This is a genomic window from Segetibacter sp. 3557_3, from assembly GCF_004354985.1.
Classification (GTDB): Bacteria; Bacteroidota; Bacteroidia; order Chitinophagales; family Chitinophagaceae; genus Segetibacter.
On record NZ_SMSK01000001.1, the window covers coordinates 535795 to 558119 of the forward strand.

Annotated in this window: 9 protein-coding genes; 5 read left to right on the forward strand and 4 right to left on the reverse strand. The window is 46.7% G+C overall.

The window, feature by feature from the left end:
* Positions 1–337: 337 nt before the first annotated feature.
* Positions 338–3334: a SusC/RagA family TonB-linked outer membrane protein gene (locus EXU57_RS01830; protein ID WP_133266450.1), complete on the forward strand. Its 2997-nt coding sequence runs from the start codon at positions 338–340 to the stop codon at positions 3332–3334.
* A 35-nt stretch (positions 3335–3369) separates the two neighbouring features.
* On the forward strand, positions 3370–4761 hold the full coding sequence (locus EXU57_RS01835; protein ID WP_133266451.1) for a SusD/RagB family nutrient-binding outer membrane lipoprotein: 1392 nt from the start codon (positions 3370–3372) through the stop codon (positions 4759–4761).
* A 514-nt stretch (positions 4762–5275) separates the two neighbouring features.
* On the opposite strand, the gene EXU57_RS01840 is transcribed toward EXU57_RS01835, so the two are convergent.
* Complete coding sequence (locus EXU57_RS01840; RefSeq protein ID WP_133266452.1) at positions 5276–7699, reverse strand: S9 family peptidase; 2424 nt, start codon at positions 7697–7699, stop codon at positions 5276–5278.
* Positions 7700–8234: 535 nt separating this feature from the next.
* Here EXU57_RS01840 and EXU57_RS01845 point away from each other — a divergent pair.
* Positions 8235–15356, forward strand: a complete 7122-nt coding sequence (locus EXU57_RS01845; protein WP_133266453.1) for a S8 family serine peptidase — start codon at positions 8235–8237, stop codon at positions 15354–15356.
* Between the two features lie 190 nt (positions 15357–15546).
* A complete protein-coding gene (locus EXU57_RS01850) occupies positions 15547–16113 on the forward strand; it encodes an NADPH-dependent FMN reductase (protein ID WP_133266454.1) in 567 nt (188 codons plus the stop codon).
* 272 nt (positions 16114–16385) lie between these two features.
* On the opposite strand, the gene EXU57_RS01855 is transcribed toward EXU57_RS01850, so the two are convergent.
* A complete protein-coding gene (locus EXU57_RS01855) occupies positions 16386–16934 on the reverse strand; it encodes a hypothetical protein (RefSeq protein ID WP_133266455.1) in 549 nt (182 codons plus the stop codon).
* A gap of 297 nt (positions 16935–17231) precedes the next feature.
* Complete coding sequence (locus EXU57_RS01860) at positions 17232–19136, reverse strand: S9 family peptidase (RefSeq protein WP_133266456.1); 1905 nt, start codon at positions 19134–19136, stop codon at positions 17232–17234.
* A gap of 466 nt (positions 19137–19602) precedes the next feature.
* Between EXU57_RS01860 and EXU57_RS01865 the strand changes: the two genes are divergently transcribed.
* Complete coding sequence (locus EXU57_RS01865) at positions 19603–20580, forward strand: YpdA family putative bacillithiol disulfide reductase (RefSeq protein ID WP_133266457.1); 978 nt, start codon at positions 19603–19605, stop codon at positions 20578–20580.
* 231 nt (positions 20581–20811) lie between these two features.
* Here EXU57_RS01865 and purB read toward each other — a convergent pair whose 3' ends face one another.
* Entirely contained in the window at positions 20812–22158 is a 1347-nt protein-coding gene (gene purB / locus EXU57_RS01870; RefSeq protein ID WP_133266458.1) for an adenylosuccinate lyase, read from the reverse strand.
* Positions 22159–22325 lie beyond the last annotated feature (167 nt).

Below are 22325 nucleotides of genomic sequence, written 5' to 3' on the forward strand. Positions count from 1 at the left end.
GTGTGCAGAAAGCAACATAGTATAATCTTAATGATTTGTTCCCGCAAATTAACTTGGGTATGGGGTTGTAAAACCTGACAAGGGGTGATTAAAAAGGTTGGCGGGCAGGCGTTTTAAACACATTTACCCGACTGAACACCTTTAGAAATGACGCAGCTAATTAAAACAAACAAATGTCTCACCGGTAAACCAGTTAGAAAAAGCAGGAAATATTGGTTAATAATTGCGTAGCTGTGGCCGTAATAATACGATATTTTTATGCTTTGAGCTGCTAATCTACCGGCACTTGCCTTACGACTTTTCCCTGGAATTCTTTTTTGACCTTAAAACTTAATTTATGACTCAAAGGTTTATCAACCTGTTATGCATGGGTGTTTTGTTTTGTTGCAGTCTTACGCTGAAAGCGCAGACGGGAACAGTAAGGGGTAAGGTGCACACAGGAGATGGCTCGCCGGTAAGTGGCGCCTCTGTTACTGTAAAAAACTCCACACGCGGTGCCTTTACTACAGAAGATGGATCATTTGCATTACCGCTGCAAACGAAAAGTACCCTTGTAATTAGCGCAGTGGGTTATGCAACAAGAGAAATATCGGCAACACCCGGCGAAACGCTTGACATCGCCTTAAACAGGCAATCACAAATGATGGACGAGGTAGTAGTGACCGCCCTGGGCATACGTCGCGAAAAACGCCAGCTGACTTACAGTACACAGGAGGTTAAAGGTGATGTATTAACCGCCACAAAAGAGCCCAACGTGCTCAATGCACTCACCGGCCGTGTGTCCGGTGTTCAGGTTACGTCATCTACCGGACAACCGGGTAGTTCTTCGAGGATTGTCATCCGGGGTACAAGTTCGCTAACGGGCGATAACGAGGCCCTGATTGTATTAGACGGTGTTCCCATCAATAACAGCGAGACCGGGGCGGGCGTTGGTCCGGGTTCAGGATCCAGCAGGCTCTCCGACATTGATCCAAACATCATTGAAAGTATCAATATATTAAAAGGGTCTGCAGCGTCGGCACTTTATGGTGCGAAGGCAGCTCGTGGTGTGGTAATGATCACCACAAAAAATGGTAATGGCAACCGCAAGGCTCAATTAAACTTTACCACCCAGTACTCACTGGAAACACCAATCCTTCCCGAGGTGCAGGATAAATATGCGCTAGGTGATTTTGGGGTTTACGCCAATGGCGAAACCGTAAAAACAAGCACGGTATGGGGACCACGTATCGATACCCTGAAGGTTAATGGCCAACCTGTTTATAACAGGAACCCGATGAAGGATTTCTTCCAGAATGGCATTACCCTAACTAATACGCTATCGGTGAACGGCGGGGTAGGTAAATCGAATTACTTCTTCTCCTACTCGTACCTGGATCAGAAAGGTACCGTACCAACAACCGACTTAAAACGGCACACGGCTTTTGCAAAATATACTACTGCAATAAGCGACAAGTTCACCAGTGTGTTCCAGTTCAATTATGCATCTTCCGTAAACCATCGTATTCCTGAAGGATACGACCTGATCAGCCCGATCTGGACCGTCTATACGGCCCCATTTACCTGGAACCCGTTGCCCATCTATGATGCACAGGGCAACCAACGCGTATTCAGGGCTTCCCGCAACAACCCTTACTGGGCGCTTGAAAATGCGAAACGCGAAACCAGGGTGAACCGTTTTATTCCAACCTTTACCCTTACCTATGCGCCAACAGACTGGCTAAGCGTAACCGAGCGCCTTGGTGCCGACATCTATGCAGATCAGACCAAATACTATGAAGCGCCAAGCACCCTGGTAGGAACAACCGGAACCATACGTGACCAAAACAATAATTTCCGCCAGTTCAATCATGACCTCATCATCCAGGCTAATAAAACGTACGGCGACTTTGGAGTCAATTTGCTTGTTGGAAACAACGTACTATCTACCTACAGCCAATTATACGATATTACCGGAAGCGGATTAACCATCCCTTCATTTACAAATGTCACCAATGCGGCAACCATTGTTGCAAATCAAACCTATAGCCTGACAAGGAAGGTTGGTTTTTATGGCCAGGCAAACGTGGACTACAAAAGGTTGTTAAACCTGTCCTTAACCGGAAGGTATGATGGATCTTCTGTACTGTCGCAAGACAATAATTGGTATCCTTATGGTTCGGCTTCAATGGGCTTTATCTTCTCCGAACTGTTTTCCAGCAGGGCAATCAATTTTGGTAAAGTACGTGTTTCCTATTCTGCGGTTGGTAACGACAACATCGGTGCCTACAGCCTCACCACGCCATTTTCGCGGCCGGCAAATTTCCCTTTCGACGGGCGTGCCGGATTTCGCCTGACCAGTAATCTTGGAAACGCTGACTTGAGAAATGAAAGGACGAACGAATTTGAAACTGGGCTTGAAATGCGGTTCCTAGCCAACCGGATCGGATTAGAAGCAAGTTACTTTAGCCGCCAGCACAACGATCTGCTCACCAGCAGTGTTCCCATTTCTGCGGCAACTGGATTTAGTTCTACCACCATCAACTCGGGCAATATGACTAACAAAGGCGTAGAAGTATTATTGAGTGGAACACCTGTTAAAACCGGCAAGTTTACCTGGGACGTTATGGTGAACTATACGAAAATCAAAAATGAGGTAACAAAGGTCAACGCAGGTCTCACCAATATTTCACTTGGCCAAACCTTCGCTTTTGTTGGCCAGCCTTATGGTAGTTTTTACAACACCGGTTATGTCTATAATGATGAAGGAAGGATAATGATCGACAAAGACGGTTTACCAATTGTAAGCGGAACAAAAATAATCGGCAATCTTCAACCGGATTGGCTTGGCGGACTGAATAACTCATTTCGCTATGGCAACCTGGCGCTAAGCTTCTTTTTCGACATGCGTAAGGGTGGCGACATCCTCAATTCAGATGATCGTTATGGTTACTTTTATGGCACACCAAAGGTCACCGAAAATCGTGAAGACCGGGTGATACCAGGAATTAGCACTGTTGATAATAAAGAAAATACCAAGGTGGTGACCGCAAGAAGTTATTACCAGCGTTTAAACCTGATTTACGAATCGGTGATACAGGATGGAACTTATATTAAATTGAGAAACGTAAACCTTTCTTACAACTTCAACCAGAAGTTGCTGCAACGCACGCCGTTCGCATCAGCCTCACTGACTGCTACCGGGCGGAACCTTTGGATACATGCACCCCATTTTACCGGTTCCGATCCGGAGGTAAGCACTTTTGGCAGCACAAACGGTTCACAAGGTGTTTACGGCTACTCCGTACCAACATCCCGTTCCTATAATTTAACGCTAAGTGTCACACTTAAATAGGCCCGTTCTTTCCAGCGATCAATAAAAAAACACGAATGAAAAAAATAATATATTCCCTACTTATACTCACGACCATTATAGGCGCCGGCTGCAAAAAGTTTATCGACGTCAACAAAAATCCGAATGAACCAACGGAAGTAACGGAGAAGCTGTTGCTTTTGCCCATTGAACATGCCATTACGCATAATATTGCTGCTGGCGGACCGGGTTCGGCATTTGCGCATTTAAACCAGGTCATGCAGAACATTGCACTAAACCAGCCGATCCCGAACTTTGGTACGTACAATTACACACCCACCAACTTTGATGAAGCCTGGTTGAATGTTTATGTGGTCTGCCTCCAAAATCTGCAGGTCTTAAAGGCCCAGGCAGAAAAAAATGGCAACCTTAACTATGCCGGCATCTCAAAAATACTTACTGCCTATACACTTGGTATAGCGACGGATATGTGGGGTGATATCCCCTACAGCCAGGCTTTCAAGGGCAGCGAGAACTTCTTGCCCGCCTACGATAAGCAGGAGGATATTTATAAGGAGATGCAATCGCTGCTGGACAATGGTATTGCAGACATCAACAAAAACACCGGCATTAAACCGGGCACTGACGACATGTATTATGCGGGAGACATGGCTAAATGGAAACGGGCTGCTTTTACCCTGAAGGCACGTTACCATATGCACCTCACGAAAGTGTATCCTGCTGCACAACAGGCTGATCTTGCACTAGCAGCACTCGATAGTGGCATGACCGCCAACGCGGACGACATGCGACTGTTATACCCGGGAGCAGCAAACTCTGAAAACCGGTACAACCTGTTGATGCGACCTGTTGAGACCCTAATTATGGCATCGACAATTGTTGACACACTACTGGCCCGCAACGATCCGCGTATCGGCCAATTAATTGCGCCCGCGAAATCGGATAATGTATACCGCGGCAGACAGATCGGGTATGTTGGCCCATTACCAAACCTGAATACATTTTCGGTAATCGGACCCGCATACGGTAACGCCAACTCGCCGCTATACCTGCTTACCTACTCAGAGGCGCTTTTCTTACGTGCAGAAGCAACACTCATTAAATCCGGTGCTGCAGCAGCACAGCCGATCTACCAAAACGGCATCCGGTCGCACATGACTAAGCTGGGTGTGAGTGCAACCGCAACAAATGATTATATCAACGCAAGAGGCACCCTGACGGCTGCAAATGCCTTGCAGCGTATCATGGAAGAGAAAAGTATATCAAATTTCCTTTCTGTTGAAAACTATACCGACTGGCGGCGCACAGGCTATCCCCTGTTGACACCACCACCAAATGCCTTGTCTGAAGTTCCAAGAAGATTCCTATATCCACAAACCGAGATCAATACCAATCCCCAGCCACAACATAGTGCAAAACTCACCGACCGGGTTTGGTGGGATAAGTAAATTCATTAGTTCATAAGTATTAAAACAACAAGCCGCGGAACTATTCTGCGGCTTGTTGTTTTAAGCGTGGTGTATAATAATGAAACTTCGATCCTTACGATATGAACTTCACATGACTAAAGAAAAATGGACAGTAAATGCTTAGTACATTTCATTTACCAGCTGCATTGGATCGAGTTGCCATTATGCTACAAAGTACAAGAGTGCGACGCAACGATGTCTCACAAAATACCTGAAGCCGGGTCCATAATTGCTTTACTAAACGCCATAGATGATTACAAACGAAAAGATGTTCGGTATTTAACTTATGTGTTTTTTGGACCAGCAATAGGATGGCTATTGCACATGGTTTCCCGCCCGGCTGCGCCAGTCGAACGTCCGCCCGGCTGAAGCCATTCGGACGGGGGCGTCGAACGCTTGCACCGTAATCTACTAATGGGCTTTAAAAATCAACATATCAACCAGTCAACTTATCAACCTCTCAACTGATCAACCTCTCAACTGATCAACCAACCTACCTCAAGGTCGTTTCAAACAACTTCAGTATCCGCTTATACTCATCCGTCCAGCTACTGGGCTCTACAAAGGCGTGGTCCTCCAGCGGGTAAACTGCGAGTTCCCAATTTTCCTTGCCGAGTTCAATGAGCCGTTGGTTTAACCGAACCGCGTCCTGGAAGTTCACGTTTACATCTACCATACCGTGACAGATCAGTAAATGATCCTTCAGGCCCGCGGCAAAATTGATTGGTGACGAACGCGCATAAGCAATGCTGTCATTAAAAGGTTCGTTGAGGATATTTGATGTATAACCATGATTATAATGCGCCCAGTCAGTTACTGGTCGTAAAGCAGCAGCTGCCTTAAAAACACCTGGTTGGGTAAACATGGCCATCAGCCCCATAAAGCCACCATAGCTTCCACCATACATTCCTATCCGGTTGGAGTCAATCCCCATTTCTTTAACCAGGTACCTTGCTGCATCCACTTCATCATCCAGGTCCTTGCCGCCCATGTACCGGTAGATACCCGTTCTCCAGTTTCGACCATAACCCGCGCTGCCCCGGTAGTCGATGTCGATAACCGTATAGCCCTTATCTGCAAGCAGGTTATTAAACATATACTCCCGCGGATAGCTGGAACTCCACCAATATTCAACGTTTTGCAGGTAGCCGGCGCCGTGCACAAAAATCACTGCTGCATTATTCTTTTTGCCCGCAGGCGGTTCAAAAACCCGTGCATGAATGGGCTGACCATCTCTTGCGGTAATCGTAAAAATTTTGGTATCCCGCCATGGGTACGCTTTAAATTCTTCACTTTGCCCTTTATCGGTTACCTGGATCGCCTTTTTACCGGCGGCATTTTCCTGGATGTACAACTCCGGCGGACGGTTGATATACGAATACCGGTAAGCAATGTATGTTTCATCGGGTGACATCGAGACTTCATACCCGCCGGTCATCGTGGTTATCTTTTCTTTACCACTGCCATCGGTTTTAATTCGATACCAGTGCTGTTTGCCGGGATGTTCTTCATTGCTGAGCAGGTAAAAATGTGATCTAGCTTTTGAGAGTACCAGGTCCTGAACCTCGTAATTTCCGGTAGTAAGTTGCTTTTTCAATGCGGTGACAAAGTTGTACGAATACAAATGCGAATAGCCTGTAGCCTCACTCTGAAAGTAGCATTCGTTATCATTGATCCAACCAATTTTTGCAGCAAAACCGCTCACCCCGGGACCACCAATCCAGGCTTCGTCCCGCTGCCGGTCAACTGCCTTTAGTTTACCACGGGCGGGATCCAGCTCCATGATCCAACGGTCTTTGTTGTCCTGCGAACGGATATCGACGATTGCCCTGCTTCCGCTTTCATTCCAGTTAATCCCGGTTACCACAACAGCTCTTGGCGTTGGCTTTCGACCGGCAAACTTCTGCGGGTAATCCTTCATGTAGTCGGGTACATCCATAATGCCCGGCAGCGAATCCGTGGCAACTGCTAATACGCTATCCTGTTCACGGTCAAACACAAAAAACTCCGACCGCCCGGTTGGTGCGCCAACCTTTGTTCTCCCGGGTATATCAGTAGTATACCCGCTTTCTGTAACATAATCAGGAACGATGATCGTTTTTGCATTCGACGCAGATTGTGTAAGCCGGTAGGTCACAAATCTTCCGTTCGGGCTTACCTGCGCTCCTTGTACAAGGCGGTCTCCAATCGCGATTGCCTTAACAGTATCCGCAATCTTCATTGACTTCAGGAATGAGTCGCGTTGCGCTCGCTTAAGTTGCCGTTGCTTTAAAACATCGGATGTAGTAAGCTGGTTTTCCTTCAGCCACTGCTCCTGGGAAACTGTTGGTGTGGCACCTTCAGAACGGCTGCCGGCTGCGGCCGTAGCAGTCCTGTTACCTGTTGCACCTGTTCTTGCACCTGCTGTTGCAACCGGTTCGGTTGACCTCGCGAAATTTGTGAGTTGCCGGGTGACACCGGTTTGAAGATCCCAGGCATATAGATTTTGGTTCCTGTTGAAAACAATCCATTGATCCCGGGCGGCAAACCGTGCATTGTTTTCGATGTCTTCCGTTTGAGTAATCCGGGTTGTTTTGTTTGTCTTTATATCGAGCAGGAAAATATCGTTTCGATATGCATAGGCCAGCTGGGTACGGGCCGTATTGTAAGATCCATTTCCCGTGGCCGCCGTTTGCAAAGCCTGGTTATAGTTAGCCTTTGTTATGGATTTTGTTTGCACCGTATATGCATATACGGAGTCCGAAACATTTCTCTCAGGGTTCCAGTTAAACAATACAGACTTGCTATCCATTGCCCAGTTCAAACCTGACGGAGAGCTGCCTATCCATTTCTGATCCTTCATGATTTTCTCTACCGTTAGCTGTGCCCGGCTGGTTAACGTTACAAGTAGCAGGAGAGCGGGAAGTAAGTTGCGCATGTTACATTTTAAATTGACAAAGAGGTACGTTGGAAATTATACACTTTAAGGTAAACGGCAAATTTTAAAACCTGCATTGCAGCTACCGACCCATATACCGGTCTCAATAGCCATAGCATTTTTTTGGAGCCAACAGCATACCGCGGGGCAACCCCGGTTGTGTCACTCCCTTGTACCCCATCTTTTCATGGCGGCCGCTCACAATTGGTTTGATAACATGTGGCCACAACAGCTGGATAGATGAAAAGCACATGGCTGCCAACTCAATTATTGCAGACGACAATTATGTCAGTTTCCGATTAAACCCGCTTTATCGATTTGCTTCAATGGTCACCGCTGTTCAACCAAATTCCCAGGCGTGCTCATGAGTTTATGGGGACATGCTCGGGAATTGGCGGACACCTGCTCCAAGACAACGCTAACCCAAGAGCGTAACAGCTATACCTATTATTTAATGTTTGCATAATTACTTGTGTTTGATTAATCCGTATTTTAAACGCTGAAATGCTCGTTAAACTTTTGTAATTCAATACTTATGAACCCAATTCTACGCAGTGCTTTGGTGCTGACGATTATCATCCTATTTCCGTTTGTAAACTTTAGCCAGTCGAAGAGGGACTATTCGGTTTTGCTGCATTCAGGAAAGTATACACCACCAGAAAACCTTAAGACACTTTCGCCCGACTCCCTCCTGTTTCAGAAAAGCAGGTTTAGCGCTAAATATTATGTTGCATTACAGTTTACAGAACTTCCTGGCGAAACCGTAAAACAAACAATTGCTCAAAAGGGTATTCAATTATTCGACTATTTACCCAATAACACCTACACGGCGGCTATACCGCAGCAATTCGACGTATCAACCCTAAAGGCACTTCCTCTCCGGAGTGTTTTCCGGTTGGAAGTATTTCAAAAAACAACTCCTGAGATTTTGAAAGTCAGCTTTCCCGCACATGCGATTAAGGCGGCCGGCTATGCTGACGTAACGGTCATCACCTATGAGACCGTTAATGTAGCCAGCCTGTTACCAGCGCTGGAAAGTTTAAACACCAGCATCCTCCAGGAATTACCGATGTACCGGAGTTTTATTTTGCGGGTACCCTTAAACAAAATAACAGAAGTCGTAGACCTTCCATTTGTACAATGGGTAGAACCGATTGATCCACCAAATCGCGAAGAGAATTTACTCGGCAGAAGCCTTCATAGGGTAAACGTTTTAAATGATGGTATACGAAACCTGAAAGGCGATGGCGTGAACATTGGCATATGGGATGGAGGCGAAGTAAGTACCCATGTCGATTTTAGCCCGGCATCAAGACGCCTTTTCCTGATGGAGCAGGGAATACCTAACTCGCATACTACCCATGTAGCAGGCATCATCGGCGGCAAAGGTGTGATTGACCCCAAAGCAAGGGGAATGGCACCTAATTCAACACTTTACTCATACGATTTCACCGGAACAGTTACCAATGAACTCTTTAATGCCATCCGGGATTATAATCTTGCCGTGAGCAATCACTCCTATGGCGGCAGCGCTCCCGCTGCATGTAATGTAACCAGCAACCAGATTGGATATACGGCAACCAGCCGGAACACAGATATCAACCTGAATACCTATACCGGGCATTTGCACGTTCATTCTTCGGGAAACTCACAAACATCATGTCCCAATGGATGGTACACGATCACAGGCTTTGGTAAAACAGCAAAGAATAACATTCTTGTTGGTGATATCGCGACCACTGAGGCAATCTCTGCCAGTAGTAGTTATGGTCCTGCGGCAGATGGAAGGATCAAACCCGAATTGAGCGCCTTTGGCTCCAACGTGCTTTCAACTTACCTGCCTTTAAACAGCTACGGCACGATCTCCGGAACATCGATGGCCACTCCTGGCGTTGCAGGTACACTCGCCCTGGTGGTGCAGCGCTACCGCCAACTGAATAACAATACCGATCCACCTTCATCATTGATCAAGGCCGTTGCCTGTAATACCGCGAGAGACCTCGGCAATCCCGGACCCGACTATCGCTTTGGCTTTGGCAGGATCGATGGGCTTGCAGCAGTTGAAGCGTTGGAACAAAACCGCTACGTATTAAACCGTATAACAACTGCACTGGTAAATACTACTTTAATCACGGTTCCCCAGGGCACGGCTAAACTAAAGGTGATGTTGACGTGGAACGATCCTGCAGGGGCAGCCAACTCAAGCAGGGCCCTCGTGAACAATTTAAATCTTGCTGTAGTCAACGGCGCTGACACCACGCTTCCATGGACACTCGACCCGGTAAATCCTGCAAACAATGCAACCAGGGCTGTTGACAGTGTAGGCAATATCGAACAGGTTACAATCGATAATCCCGCGGGTGGAAACTACATCTTAAGCGTGGCTGGGGCAGCCGTACCGGTGGGCAATGCACAGGAATATTCGCTTACCTGGCAAATCGATTTACCGTCAATAGTGCTTACCTACCCAAACGGGGGAGAGTCACTTGATCCGGGTTCGGAAGAAACCATCACCTGGAACAACGCAGGCATTTCCGGCGCACAAACGGTGCAGTACTCGCCCGATAACGGTTCAACCTGGTTAAACATTTCAACAACGGTTGCAGCAAATACAACCCGGCTTGCGTGGACAGTTCCTGCGGGTTTAAACACTTCGCAGGCGCTTGTAAGGGTAATCAGCGGCAACATTTCTGATGTAAGCGATGCGCCATTTAAAATTCTTGGAACACCTAAAAATCTGGGACTGGTAAAAAATTCGTGTACAGCAAATACCCTAACCTTTGAGTGGACCCCTGTTGCAAATGCTACACACTACGACTTGTACCGGTTAGATACCGCCTCTGCCGAATGGCTACCATTTGACACCGACATTACATCGGGCAATTATACCGCAACCGGACTTTCAGCAGGCGCAAACTTTTGGTTTACCTTACGTGCAAAAAACATCAGCACCGGCGCAATTAGTGAACGTGCAATCGCGATTAATGCTACGGTCCCTGCCACTGGAGTAAGTCCGGTGTCAGCAATCAGCGGCCCCTCTGTTTTATGCGCGGGAACATCCGGTATAACCTACAGCATCCCGCAAGTTAGCGGAGCAACAAATTACCGGTGGAGTGTGCCTTCCCGCGCAAGCATACTTAGCGGACAGGGAACACCATCCATCCTGGTAAGTTACCCGAGTGGTAGCCGGAGCGGAGATGTGGGAGTTTCGGCCTCTAATGGAGTTTGCCGGACAGCAGCAAATCTTCCGGTTGTAGTTAAGCAGGCTCCGGTACTCACCTTAATCCCTGTTGACACCGCCATATGTGATCCTGCAGGTGCAACGCTTACGGTAATGGAACCCACCCGCTCGGGCATCAGCACAGTCCCTTGTACAGGCAGCAATGTTTCCGCAACGATAGGCACATTCACCAACTCAAATACATCAACGGGTTACCCCTATGTTTATGGTAATTATTTCGAAAGTGCTAAAATGCACATCCTGTTGCGTTCTTCCGAGTTAATCGCAATGGGTGTGGTTGCCGGAACAAAAATAACATCCATTGGATTTGACGTTGTAAATACAAACAACTGCGGAACAATCAAGGGGTTTACCATAAAGCTTGCGCAAACCAGGAACTCGGTGTTAACCGGAATACCAGATTACAATTCAGCAACGGTTTTGAACCCTGTAGACTACCAACCTGTGCCGGGTATAAACACCCATACCTTTAATAATGCTTTCGTATGGGATGGTATATCCAACCTTGTGGTCGAGATCTGTTATAATAACGACAGCGGGCCGGCAAACGATGCAACGGCGAATGCTTCCGTTAAATTCGGCTCACCGGGTTTTGTAGGTTATTCAATTATTACGGGATCCGATGCCGGATCAATGTGCGGCTATACCGGTCCCGGAACACAAATCAACAACAACAGGCCGATTGTAACGCTAAATGGTTGTGCCGCTTCACCTACACCGGCCGATTATACGTGGGCACCGGCAACAGGACTTAATACAACTACCGGTACAACCGTAATTGCTACCCCGGCAACTACAACCTCTTATACGGTGAGCATCACTAATGCAGAGGGTTGCATGGCAACTGCAACAACAACGGTTCATGTACCAAATAGCCCATCGTCTACCGGCAGCAACGGCCCGGTTTGTATAGGTGGCACCTTAAAGCTATTTACTTCACCGGCCCAGGCAAATAAATATGCATCAGCAAAATTCACCGAAGTAACTCATTTCAGGGGAGGAACCGGTGCTACAGAACCTTATCCGTCTTTTGTTTCAGTCGCGCCCGCAGATGATTTTGTTGAGATCAGCAACCTGGATAATGCAAACCCAATCAACTTGTCGGGGGTGCTGTTTGAGCTCTGGACAGGCACATCGTTAAACAGATCATATCGTTTTCCAGCCAGTGCAATCATTCCGCCCAACGAGGTGCTGGTACTACACCTGGGAAGTGGGGCTGATGATGAAACTAACCGGTACTATAACACCGGAGGTAATTTCAACCCTATCGCATCCTCAACAGGTGCCGGCTTCCTGTTAAGATCAGGCAGCAATATGATAGACGTTGTTGCAACGAATGGGTATACATGGCCCGCATCATCGGGCATTACAGCCGCAGATTGGTTTGGTAATGTACCCGCCGCAACAAACCTGGCAGGGATCATAAGAACAGCTGCTGTTGACACCGACTCCGCTTCAAACTGGACAACAACTTCGGCAATTACACAATCGATTGGCAGGTACAACGGAAATTACGTCAACATATCTCCATACCTGTGGACCGGGCCAAATGGCTTTACCTCCACCGCGCAAAATCCACAGATTACCAACGTTACAGCAGCGGCAACCGGTAATTACAATGTCACGATTGCGGGCGGTAATGGCTGTGCAACCACCCAGGGCACAAGCGTCACAATCGGTGCAGGCGCCCTGCCCGACATTACGGCCAATTACCTCGCCCCGGCTTGTGTAAATGGAACAATTAACTTAACGGCAAATAGCTCGGTACAAAATGCTTCTTATACGTGGACCGGTCCGGCGGGATTTACTTCAGCTACCCGGAACCCGGTAATCAACAATGCAACATGGGGCCAGGCTGGCTACTATACAGTTGTTGCAACTTCCGGTGGATGTTCAGCCAGTGACTCTGTTATGATCTCTTTTCGTCGCCTTGAAGGTCTCTATAAGATCGGCGAGTCGGGCGATTATACGTCATTAACAGAAGCAATAGCAGATTACAATACCGCGACCTGCATAGGTGGGCCGGTAATCTTTGAACTGACCTCATTTTATACCGGTAACGCGGAAACTTACCCAATTGAAATTCTCGACAACCCAAATGCAAATGTCACCAACACACTTACCATCCGTCCTGAGTTGAATGCTGCTCCGACACTTTCAGGCACGGTGACAGGCGACGGTTTAATTAAACTGAACGGGGCAAGTCATGTAACCATTGATGGAAGAGCAGGGGGCACCGGCGCCTTTAAGAGTTTAATCATCGACAACACATCTCCGGCAAATACAGCAGGTACCGGGGGTATCGCACTAATGAATGGCGCCACATATAACAAGGTTACTTACACAAAAGTACTGAGCGCTAATGCGAATACATCTAATCAGTCTGGTAGCCTGATGTTCCGTGGTTCATCAAAAGCGGGAGGGAACAGCTTCAACATAATCAGTAATAACTTCTTTGCTCCTGCAAGCTCTGAAACGCAGCCGCGACAAGGGATCATAAATGATGGTTCAGGTGCCAATGCCAACAACAATAACGTTATCGACAGTAATCACTTCAGAAACGTTTTGGCAAGAGCAATCACTCTCAACAATGGCCTTGGAAACCGTTGGACAATTTCAAATAACCATGTTTATTTCGACGGGGGCACTTTTACTTTAATTAGAGCAATTTCAATGAATAACATCACATCCTCTGGCCATACGATCACAGGGAATTACGTGGGTGGAAGTATGCCGGGGGCAACAGGCCTGCTCTCCCTGAGTTCAGGATCGTCGAACAATTTTTGGGGGATCGATCTTAACCTGGGAAGAGACTCCGTTACAACCATTTCAAACAACGTGGTTCGAAACGTTAGCATGACTGTTCCTACACCAACAACGCCATACAATATTGTAGGCATAGCTGCAATTGGCGGCAAGTATCACATCAGCGGGAATACGGTATCGAATCTACGGTCGACGGTGTCTGGTGCAAACGGTACCGGGGTGGCAGGTATCCTGTACCAGAATGCTTTGCCGGTAACTGGTTCCATGATCTCCGGTAATACCATTTTCGATTTAACCAACAGTAACGCTACCAATACAAATACCACCGTGAATGGGATTGTGGCCACAACATCGGCAAACGAACTGCTTACCATTGCTAAAAACCGGATTTACAACTTATCTATTCCATCTACCACCTCTTTGTCTTCAGCAGCCTCCGGCATCTTGTTTAAAGGCGTTGCTAACAGGGATACCATCTTTGTACAAAACAATATGGTTTCATTAGGTATCGGTGTCCAGAACAATATCGGTGTTTATGGCATACAGAACGACGCCGCTGTTTCCCTCGTCAGCTTGGTTTATAATTCCGTTTTCATAGGCGGAACTGCGGCTGGAAGCAACAACTCAGCTGCGTTCTTTCGCAATGGTTTGGGAGTAAGCAGCACCATCCAGTTGAGGAACAACATCTTCTACAACATCCGCTCGGCTGGAACAGGTATGCATTATACCATCATCAATAACCATCAATCTCCATCGACAGGCTGGGGTCCCGCTGCATCCGATTTCAATAACCTTTATGCCGGGAACAGTAGTACCAATGTACGTTGGGGTTCAGCAACCCTGGACATTGCAGGATTCCGCTCTGCTTCGTCCGGAGATGCCAATTCCCGGGTCATCCCGGTTAGCTTTCTTGATCCAACAACAGCGGACCTGCATCTATCAGGTTCGTCCGTCGGAGACACAAGTCTGAGAGGAATTCCTTTCATCATATTCACAGACTTCGACGAAAACGTCAGGGACTCCATTCGCCCATACATGGGTGCGGACGAAGCAGTACTTCCGTTACCGGTTACATTAACAAATTTTTCAGGCAAGCTAATCGGCAGAAACGCCCGCCTTACCTGGACCACTGTTAACGAAGTCAACCTGCTGCAATACGAGCTCCAGAGAACTTCAACAGTGGCGCTGAATAACTGGACAACAGTTAACACGACCACGCCGGTAGGGCAGGTCTTTTCCTCAACGTATGTAGCCAACGACGAGAACCTTGCTGAGGGCAAGTACCTATATCGGTTGCGGATACAACATAAAGATGGCTCATATACATTTAGCAACGTAGTGGCGATCACCATTTCAGAATCCGATCGGTTTGTGCTGGCGCAGAATTATCCCAATCCCGTAAAACAATTAACTGCATTCAGCTATAAGCTTGCCCAGGCAGGCCATGTTGTCCTGGATGTCTTTACGATTAACGGCACGAGGATCGCAACCGTGGTAAACACCCGGCAGCCTGCGGGTTTTTACAACTTGCAGCTTACAAAATCACAACTAGGTGCATCATCCGGCTCATTGATGTACCGGATAACGGTGACCGATAAACAAAACAAATTGTTGTTTACCGACACCAAGCAACTGACGATTATCAATTAATTATCCTCGTAATGCAAAGGCAAAGGGCTGATTGGATGATCAGCCCTTTGCCATTACTGGAACCCGGTTTATAATTTTCTTTCAGGCACTGCAACACACCATTACTTAAACAGGGATGCTATCAGCCGGACGCATAACAACCCTTTTTTGTTTTTGTCCTATCTTCACGACCCTACATCATAATCATCATATGCCGCACATTCATCTTGTTGGAATTTCCGGGAGTTTAAGAAAAGACTCCTTTAACACTGCGCTTTTACATGCAGCTCTAACCTTATTGCCTGAAGAAGTCTCGCTGGAGATTGCATCAATTGCAGACTTACCGGTATACAACGCCGACCAGGATTTACCTACGGCAACTGAACGCCCGGCAGCGGTTACCGCATTCCGGAACATACTGGCAAAGGCAGATGGATTCGTAATCGTTTCTCCCGAATACAATTATTCTATACCGGGCGGTTTGAAAAACGCGATAGATTGGGCATCAAGAGGCGAGGACACGCCAATGGCAAACAAAGCTGTTGCTCTAATGGGCGCCACACCCGGACTTGGCGGAACATTACGCATGCAGGTTGCCTTCCACCCGGTTTTCCAATTTTTAAACATGCGTTCCGTATATAAACCCGAAGTAGCCATTACACAGGTTTCGAAGAAATTTACGGAAGGCCAGCTTACCGATGAGCCAACAAAAGAATTGATTAAAAAACAGCTTGTTGCCCTAAAAGCCCTTGTACTTAAAATGAAAGACGGGCAATAAATCTTTCATCAGAACCCAGCTAATCGGGCCAGGGAAAAAAAGTTTGCTCTAGAGAGTGACGCGGGGCTACGTATTCACACTTCGTAAACAGCTGGGAAAGCCGGACGTCTTCTAGCGACGGATGATCCTGAACAACCTGGGATGGATGCGTGGGTTACCCTGCCTTGAACTGGCCGCATATGGCGATAGCAAGGAAGCTAACCCCCTGTGCTTTTTCGCATAACCATTCGCTACCTAAATTAATACTGTTTCGAAGTTCCGCGGGATGTCCGTCAAGTTGCAGAACGCTCATCAAGTGCAACCAGCACGGCATAGAAAGCCTGGTATATCGTCTTTAACAACCCGGGATCAGTGATCCCCGAATCACTTGAAAACTCAAGGACCTTCTTATCGTCGTGCGTGATCGTGCCAAAAGTAAAAGGCTCTTTCATCGAAAGCAAAGTCGAACGCACCTGCTCGTCGGTAAAAAGTTGTTTAACACGTTCAGGTGAATTTGTCTTTATGATAAACCGCCTGTCAAATTCATCATAGCCGATCTTTATATCCTGCATGCCAAAGAACTTTCCAATTTCATCCCCGATGCCTTCTTTGTGAATCGCAAACCGAAAATCATCTGAATTGAGCAGGGGAGAAACAAGGGCAGTTTCGGCATAACCGCCTTCGAAACCACCGCCAAGGTCGATGTCGATATCAAGGGTTATCTCTTTATCACCTTGCCGGATGAGTACATTGTATTCCAGTAAATCTTCATTAAGATCCTGTCCGATTTGTTGCCAGATTTCTTCGGTGTTTAAACCCGAAACAACTTTTCGCTCGTGCATAAGAAAGATTTTGTAAGCTATTACGTTCAAATATTATTCCCTGCTGTCAACGTCAAGGGGGTTTCAGCCTGCACCTCGACACCTTTTTTCCCCGGGTATCAACATACCGGTACTACAACTATACAACCGCAATATCAGCGTTTAGTTTAAACCACCTGTTGACAACTAAACTTGTTGTCATAATCTACCTCCAGGGCTGGTTAGATTTGCACCAATCCAATGACATAGGAAGTAACCAGGTACGTCAGCTATAGTTGCGCCCGAAGGTTGAAGAAAGAGCGCCATACGGCTCCACTATTATAACGTCTCTTTAAGCCACCGGTAGAACTCGCGTTGCCAAACAATAGCATTCTGAGGTTTTAACACCCAATGATTTTCTTCCGGAAAATACAACAACCGGCTCTTCAATCCACGAAGCTGTGCAACCTGGAAGGCCTGCAGACCTTGTTCAATCGGTACCCTAAAATCCTTTCCGCCCTGTATCACAAGGATGGGCTTGTTCCACCTGGCAACAAGGTCGGCCGGGTTAAATTCAGAAAAAGTTTTCTGTGCCGCCTTATTGTTTTTATCCCAATAGTAGCCTCCGTTTTCCCAGTTGGTAAACCACAGTTCTTCCGTTGTACCGCTCATGCTTCTAAGATCGAATACACCGTCGTGTGCAATAAAGGTTTTAAAGCGGTTATTGTGAATGCCTGCAAGATAAAAGGAGGAGTAGCCCCCATAACTTGCTCCAACACACCCGATCCTGGATTTGTCTACATACGCAGCTTTACTCACATCATCAACAGCGCTTAAATAATCCTTCATCACCTGTCCGCCGCAGTCCTTGCTGATTTGTTCATTCCAATCACGGCCATGGCCGTACATTCCGCGACGATTTGGTGCAATGACAATATAGCCTCCGGCAGCCATCAGCGAAAAATTCCACCTGAAACTATAACTCTGCGTTAAGGGAGACTGCGGCCCGCCCTGGCAATACAGTAGTGCAGGATACTTTTTCGTGGAGTCAAATCCAGGTGGATAAATCACCCATACCAACATTCGTTTTCCATCGGTGGTGGTTACATACCGGCGCGAAAACTTACTTGAAGAAATCTTCTGATAAGCGTCATCATTTACATGAGTCAGCTGTTTCATCGAGCCGTTTTGCAGATCCACGATATATAGTTCAACCGCATGGTTCATGTCGGTGCGGCTTACAATTAACCTGTTACCAACCTGGCCTACAATTGCATTAACGTCAAAGTCTCCATTGGTAATCTGTTTGATGTCGGGCACCTTTGCAGTCAAACCGGGGTTGTCTACGTTAAAGAGTTGAAGTGTTCCATCAATAGCTGCCGTAAAGTAGATGCTTCGCCCATCACTGCTCCATTTAAAGCTTTGCACGCTATTATCCCAGAACTGTGTTAGGTTTTTTATGGTGCTACCTTCGCGTACGACGATGTCCTGCTTGTCGGCTTCATAACCCTCGCGTTTCATGCTGAGCCATGCCAGTTTTCCTTCGGATGAAAATTCTGGGTTAACATCATAACCTTGCATTCCCTGGCTCAGGTTAACTGTTTTGTTTGCCGCCAAATTGTATTCAAAGATGTCGGTGTTGGTACTTAATGCATAAGCCTTTCCAACCTTTTCTTTTGTTACATATACTACCGACTTTCCATCAGGGCCCCAGATATAATCCTCATTATCGCCATGTGGTTTCTGCGGGCAATCAAAGGGCATACCGCTCATAATGTCAATACCCTGCCCGGGTTTTGAACTGCTTACCGGGGTAATAAAAACATGGCTGAATGCACCATCCTCCCATTCATCCCAATGCCGGTATCCCAGTTCGTCGTAGATCTGCACATCGGATTTGCTGAGCTCCGGGTAATAATCCTTACCAAAAACTTTGCGCAGTTTTACATCTGCAATTGTTAACAACGACTTTCCATCCGGTGACAGCCGGTCATTGGTTACATATGAATTGCTATCGGCAATTTCTTTAGCCAAACCTCCATCCAACGAGATAAGATAAGTTTTTTTGTTGCTTTTGTTCAATTCAACAGCAGGTGTGCTAACTGTGTAAACAACATTTAACCGGTCCTTAGAAATTCCTACTGCGCTTACCCGGCCAAGTTTCCAGAGCATCTCGGGGGTTAGGTTTTGCCCCTGAGCTGTTATGAAAACAAGGCTAAAGGCAGCCATAAAAAGTATTCTCATGACGCTACATTTTGTTACCAGCAAGATAGATCATATGCACTGATGTGCATTTGGTTAAATGGATGAACAATTTGCAACGTGCAACCGGGTTCCCCCAAACGGTCGCCGAACTTTTTCATTACTTGAACTGACCCCGGCTGCACATTGCTCGCTCATCAAGTTTGCCTGGATCTAATAAAATTTGTTCAAAAGCGTTGGCGCTTTGTAAACCACATTTGTTGCAGCGATAAACAGACGCATAAAGGTTGGCTGTTCAAGAGTGCGACGCCCCGAAGACTGGCGCAGCCGGGCGGCAACCATGACCAATCAGGGTTCGATGGCTGGGTCCAACAAAAGCCAAAAATTTTGAACTGCCAACAAACCAGCATTGGTTACTGTTTATTGGCCCGGAGGTTTTGTTTATAGATAACTTTGCATCGCTAAGTCATATTATGGCAAGCAACGAACGATAGACATCAATAGCATAATGGAAAACGGAATATTAGACATCATCATCATAGGAGGTGGGCCAATCGGACTAGCATGCGGACTGGAAGCTAAAAAGGCCGGCTTGGAATACCTGGTTCTCGAAAAAGGTGCGCTTGTAAATTCTATATACAACTACCCGGTAAATATGACCTTTTTTTCAACTTCTGAGCGGTTGGAAATCGGTGGAATTCCTTTTGTAAGCAATAATGCAAAGCCGGTACGCAGTGAAGCATTGGAATATTACAGAAGGGTGGCGATATCTGCAGGTATCAACATCAACTTATTTGAAGCTGTTTTGCGTGTCGACAAACAGGAAAGCGGCTTTATCGTGAGCAGTTCGAAATCTGTTTACAAAGCAAGAAATGTTGTGGTAGCCACAGGCTTTTACGATATTCCTTACCTGCTTGATGTACCCGGAGAACAACTCGACAAGGTCAAACACTATTACAAGGATCCCCACTTCTACGCTTTCCAGAAAGTAATCGTAGTTGGGGCGGCAAACTCTGCAGTTGACGCTGCATTGGAAACGTGGCGGAAAGGAGCAGAGGTTACTATGGTGGTTAAGCAGGATAAGATTAGCGACCGGGTAAAATACTGGGTGAAACCCGATATTGAAAACCGCATCATTGAAGGCTCAATTAAAGCGCATTTCAACTCAACAATCGCGGAAATTCGTGATCAGGAGGTCGATATAAATACACCCGAAGGGGTGATTACCATAAAGAATGATTGGGTAATTGCCATGACGGGTTACCAGCCCAACCTGCCTTTTCTGGCAAACATGGGCATTAACTTATCTGACGATGCGGTTAGAAAACCAAGCTACAGCGAAGAAACTTGTGAAACCAATGTTCCGGGCATTTATCTCGCCGGGGTAATCTGCGGTGGGATGAATACCCACCGGTTGTTTATCGAAAACTCCAGGGAGCATGCCGTTAAGATTGTTGAAAATATTGCAGGCAAGATTGTAGTGTAAACAACCTCTTTGATGTTCAGTTGACCTAGCGGGGTAAGTCAACTGACTGTGCAGTTTACCCCAATGCTCATGATAGATACAAGTCATAGCAGCACGGTCATGCGATAGATGCAAAGTTTGTAGTTTGCACAGCCGGATATGCTGCAGGCAGAACGTGATTATCCCAACTACATGCCTGGCTTACAGAACGGCATTATAAGTTGATCTTCATATACCAGCCTTGTTAATCGACTAATAAGGAGGATTGATGCCGACGTATGTCGCCGGTGAAATTGCCTTCAGCTCTTTTTTTACGGATGCACTAACTTTTAAACCTTGTATAAATTGCTGAATGTCGTTTTTGCCTATGGCTGTTTTGCCACGGGTAAGTTCTTTAAGCGCTTCGTATGGCGAAGGGTAGTTCTCGCGCCGTAGAATAGTTTGAATAGCTTCGGCAACCACAGCCCAGTTGTTTTCCAGGTCTTCCTTTAATTTTTGTTCATTCAACAACAGTTTGCCAAGTCCTTTTTCTAACGACCTGATGGCGATTAGCGTATGCGCTACGGGGGAACCAAGGTTGCGGAGTACCGTGCTGTCCGTGAGGTCGCGCTGCAACCTGCTCACCGGAAGTTTTGCTGAAAGGTGTTCCAATAGAGCGTTGGCCATACCGAGGTTGCCTTCGGCATTTTCAAAATCGATCGGGTTAACTTTATGCGGCATCGCACTGCTGCCAACTTCTCCGGCCTTTGTTTTCTGTTTGAAATAATCCATGCTGATGTACGTCCACATGTCGCGGCAAAAGTCAACCAGGATGTTGTTGATTCGTTTGATACAATCGAAATGGGCAGCCAGGTTATCATAATGTTCAATCTGGGTTGTAAACTGCATACGTTGTAAACCAAGCAGGCTATCTACAAATTTATTACCCAATTTAACCCAGTCCCGCTCAGGATAAGCTACCTGGTGCGCATTGAAGTTACCCGTAGCTCCGCCAAATTTTGCAGCATAGGGTATATGAGAGAAAAGGTTGACCTGGTTGCTGAGCCTTTCAACAAATACCATAATCTCTTTACCAAGCACGGTTGGCGATGCAGGCTGGCCATGTGTTCGCGCGAGCATAGGAACCGACCGCCACTCACCTGCAAATTTGTGTAATAGGCCTTGCAGATTGGCAAGCGCAGGCAGGTATTCATGCTCCATACAGGCTTTCCAGCTAAGCGGGATGGAAGTATTATTGATGTCCTGCGATGTTAAACCGAAATGTATCCATTCCTTGTGCTCACCTCCGCCAAGCGCCTCCAGTTGTTCCTTTAAAAAGTATTCAACCGCTTTTACATCGTGGTTGGTAATAGACTCTATCTCTTTGATCTTGCCCGCATCATCCAGGTTAAAGTTTTCAGCAACTTTTTTTAAACCATTACGTATCCTGCTTGCAAGGGTAAAGAACTTATTGTCCGCAAGAAACATGAAGTACTGCACCTCCACCCAAACCCGGTATTTAATCAGCGCGTATTCAGAAAAATATTCATCAAGAAACTGCACTTGTTTTCGGTATCGCCCATCTATTGGGGTAATTGCGGTTAATTGGTTCAGTTCCATTTTCAAGTTAAGTTGACTCTCCCGTTAAGCTATACTGCTTCAGGGGAGTATTAGGGTTAAGCGTGCTGATCGGTGCAATTGCAAAACGCCTGCTTTCCGGGCCTAAAAGTAAGGCGAATAACATCGCTAACGAACATTTGGATGTACCGTAATGTTACAATTGGTGT

Excerpts from the sequence above, each read along its gene's own strand:
- EXU57_RS01860 (WP_133266456.1), bottom strand. The coding sequence starts at position 19,136 with ATGAGAATACTTTTTATGGCTGCCTTTAGCCTTGTTTTCATAACAGCT.
- EXU57_RS01855 (WP_133266455.1), bottom strand. The coding sequence starts at position 16,934 with ATGCACGAGCGAAAAGTTGTTTCGGGTTTAAACACCGAAGAAATCTGG.
- EXU57_RS01850 (WP_133266454.1), top strand. The coding sequence starts at position 15,547 with ATGCCGCACATTCATCTTGTTGGAATTTCCGGGAGTTTAAGAAAAGAC.
- EXU57_RS01865 (WP_133266457.1), top strand. The coding sequence starts at position 19,603 with ATGGAAAACGGAATATTAGACATCATCATCATAGGAGGTGGGCCAATC.
- EXU57_RS01845 (WP_133266453.1), top strand. The coding sequence starts at position 8,235 with ATGAACCCAATTCTACGCAGTGCTTTGGTGCTGACGATTATCATCCTA.
- EXU57_RS01840 (WP_133266452.1), bottom strand. The coding sequence starts at position 7,699 with ATGCGCAACTTACTTCCCGCTCTCCTGCTACTTGTAACGTTAACCAGC.
- EXU57_RS01830 (WP_133266450.1), top strand. The coding sequence starts at position 338 with ATGACTCAAAGGTTTATCAACCTGTTATGCATGGGTGTTTTGTTTTGT.
- EXU57_RS01835 (WP_133266451.1), top strand. The coding sequence starts at position 3,370 with ATGAAAAAAATAATATATTCCCTACTTATACTCACGACCATTATAGGC.
- purB (WP_133266458.1), bottom strand. The coding sequence starts at position 22,158 with ATGGAACTGAACCAATTAACCGCAATTACCCCAATAGATGGGCGATAC.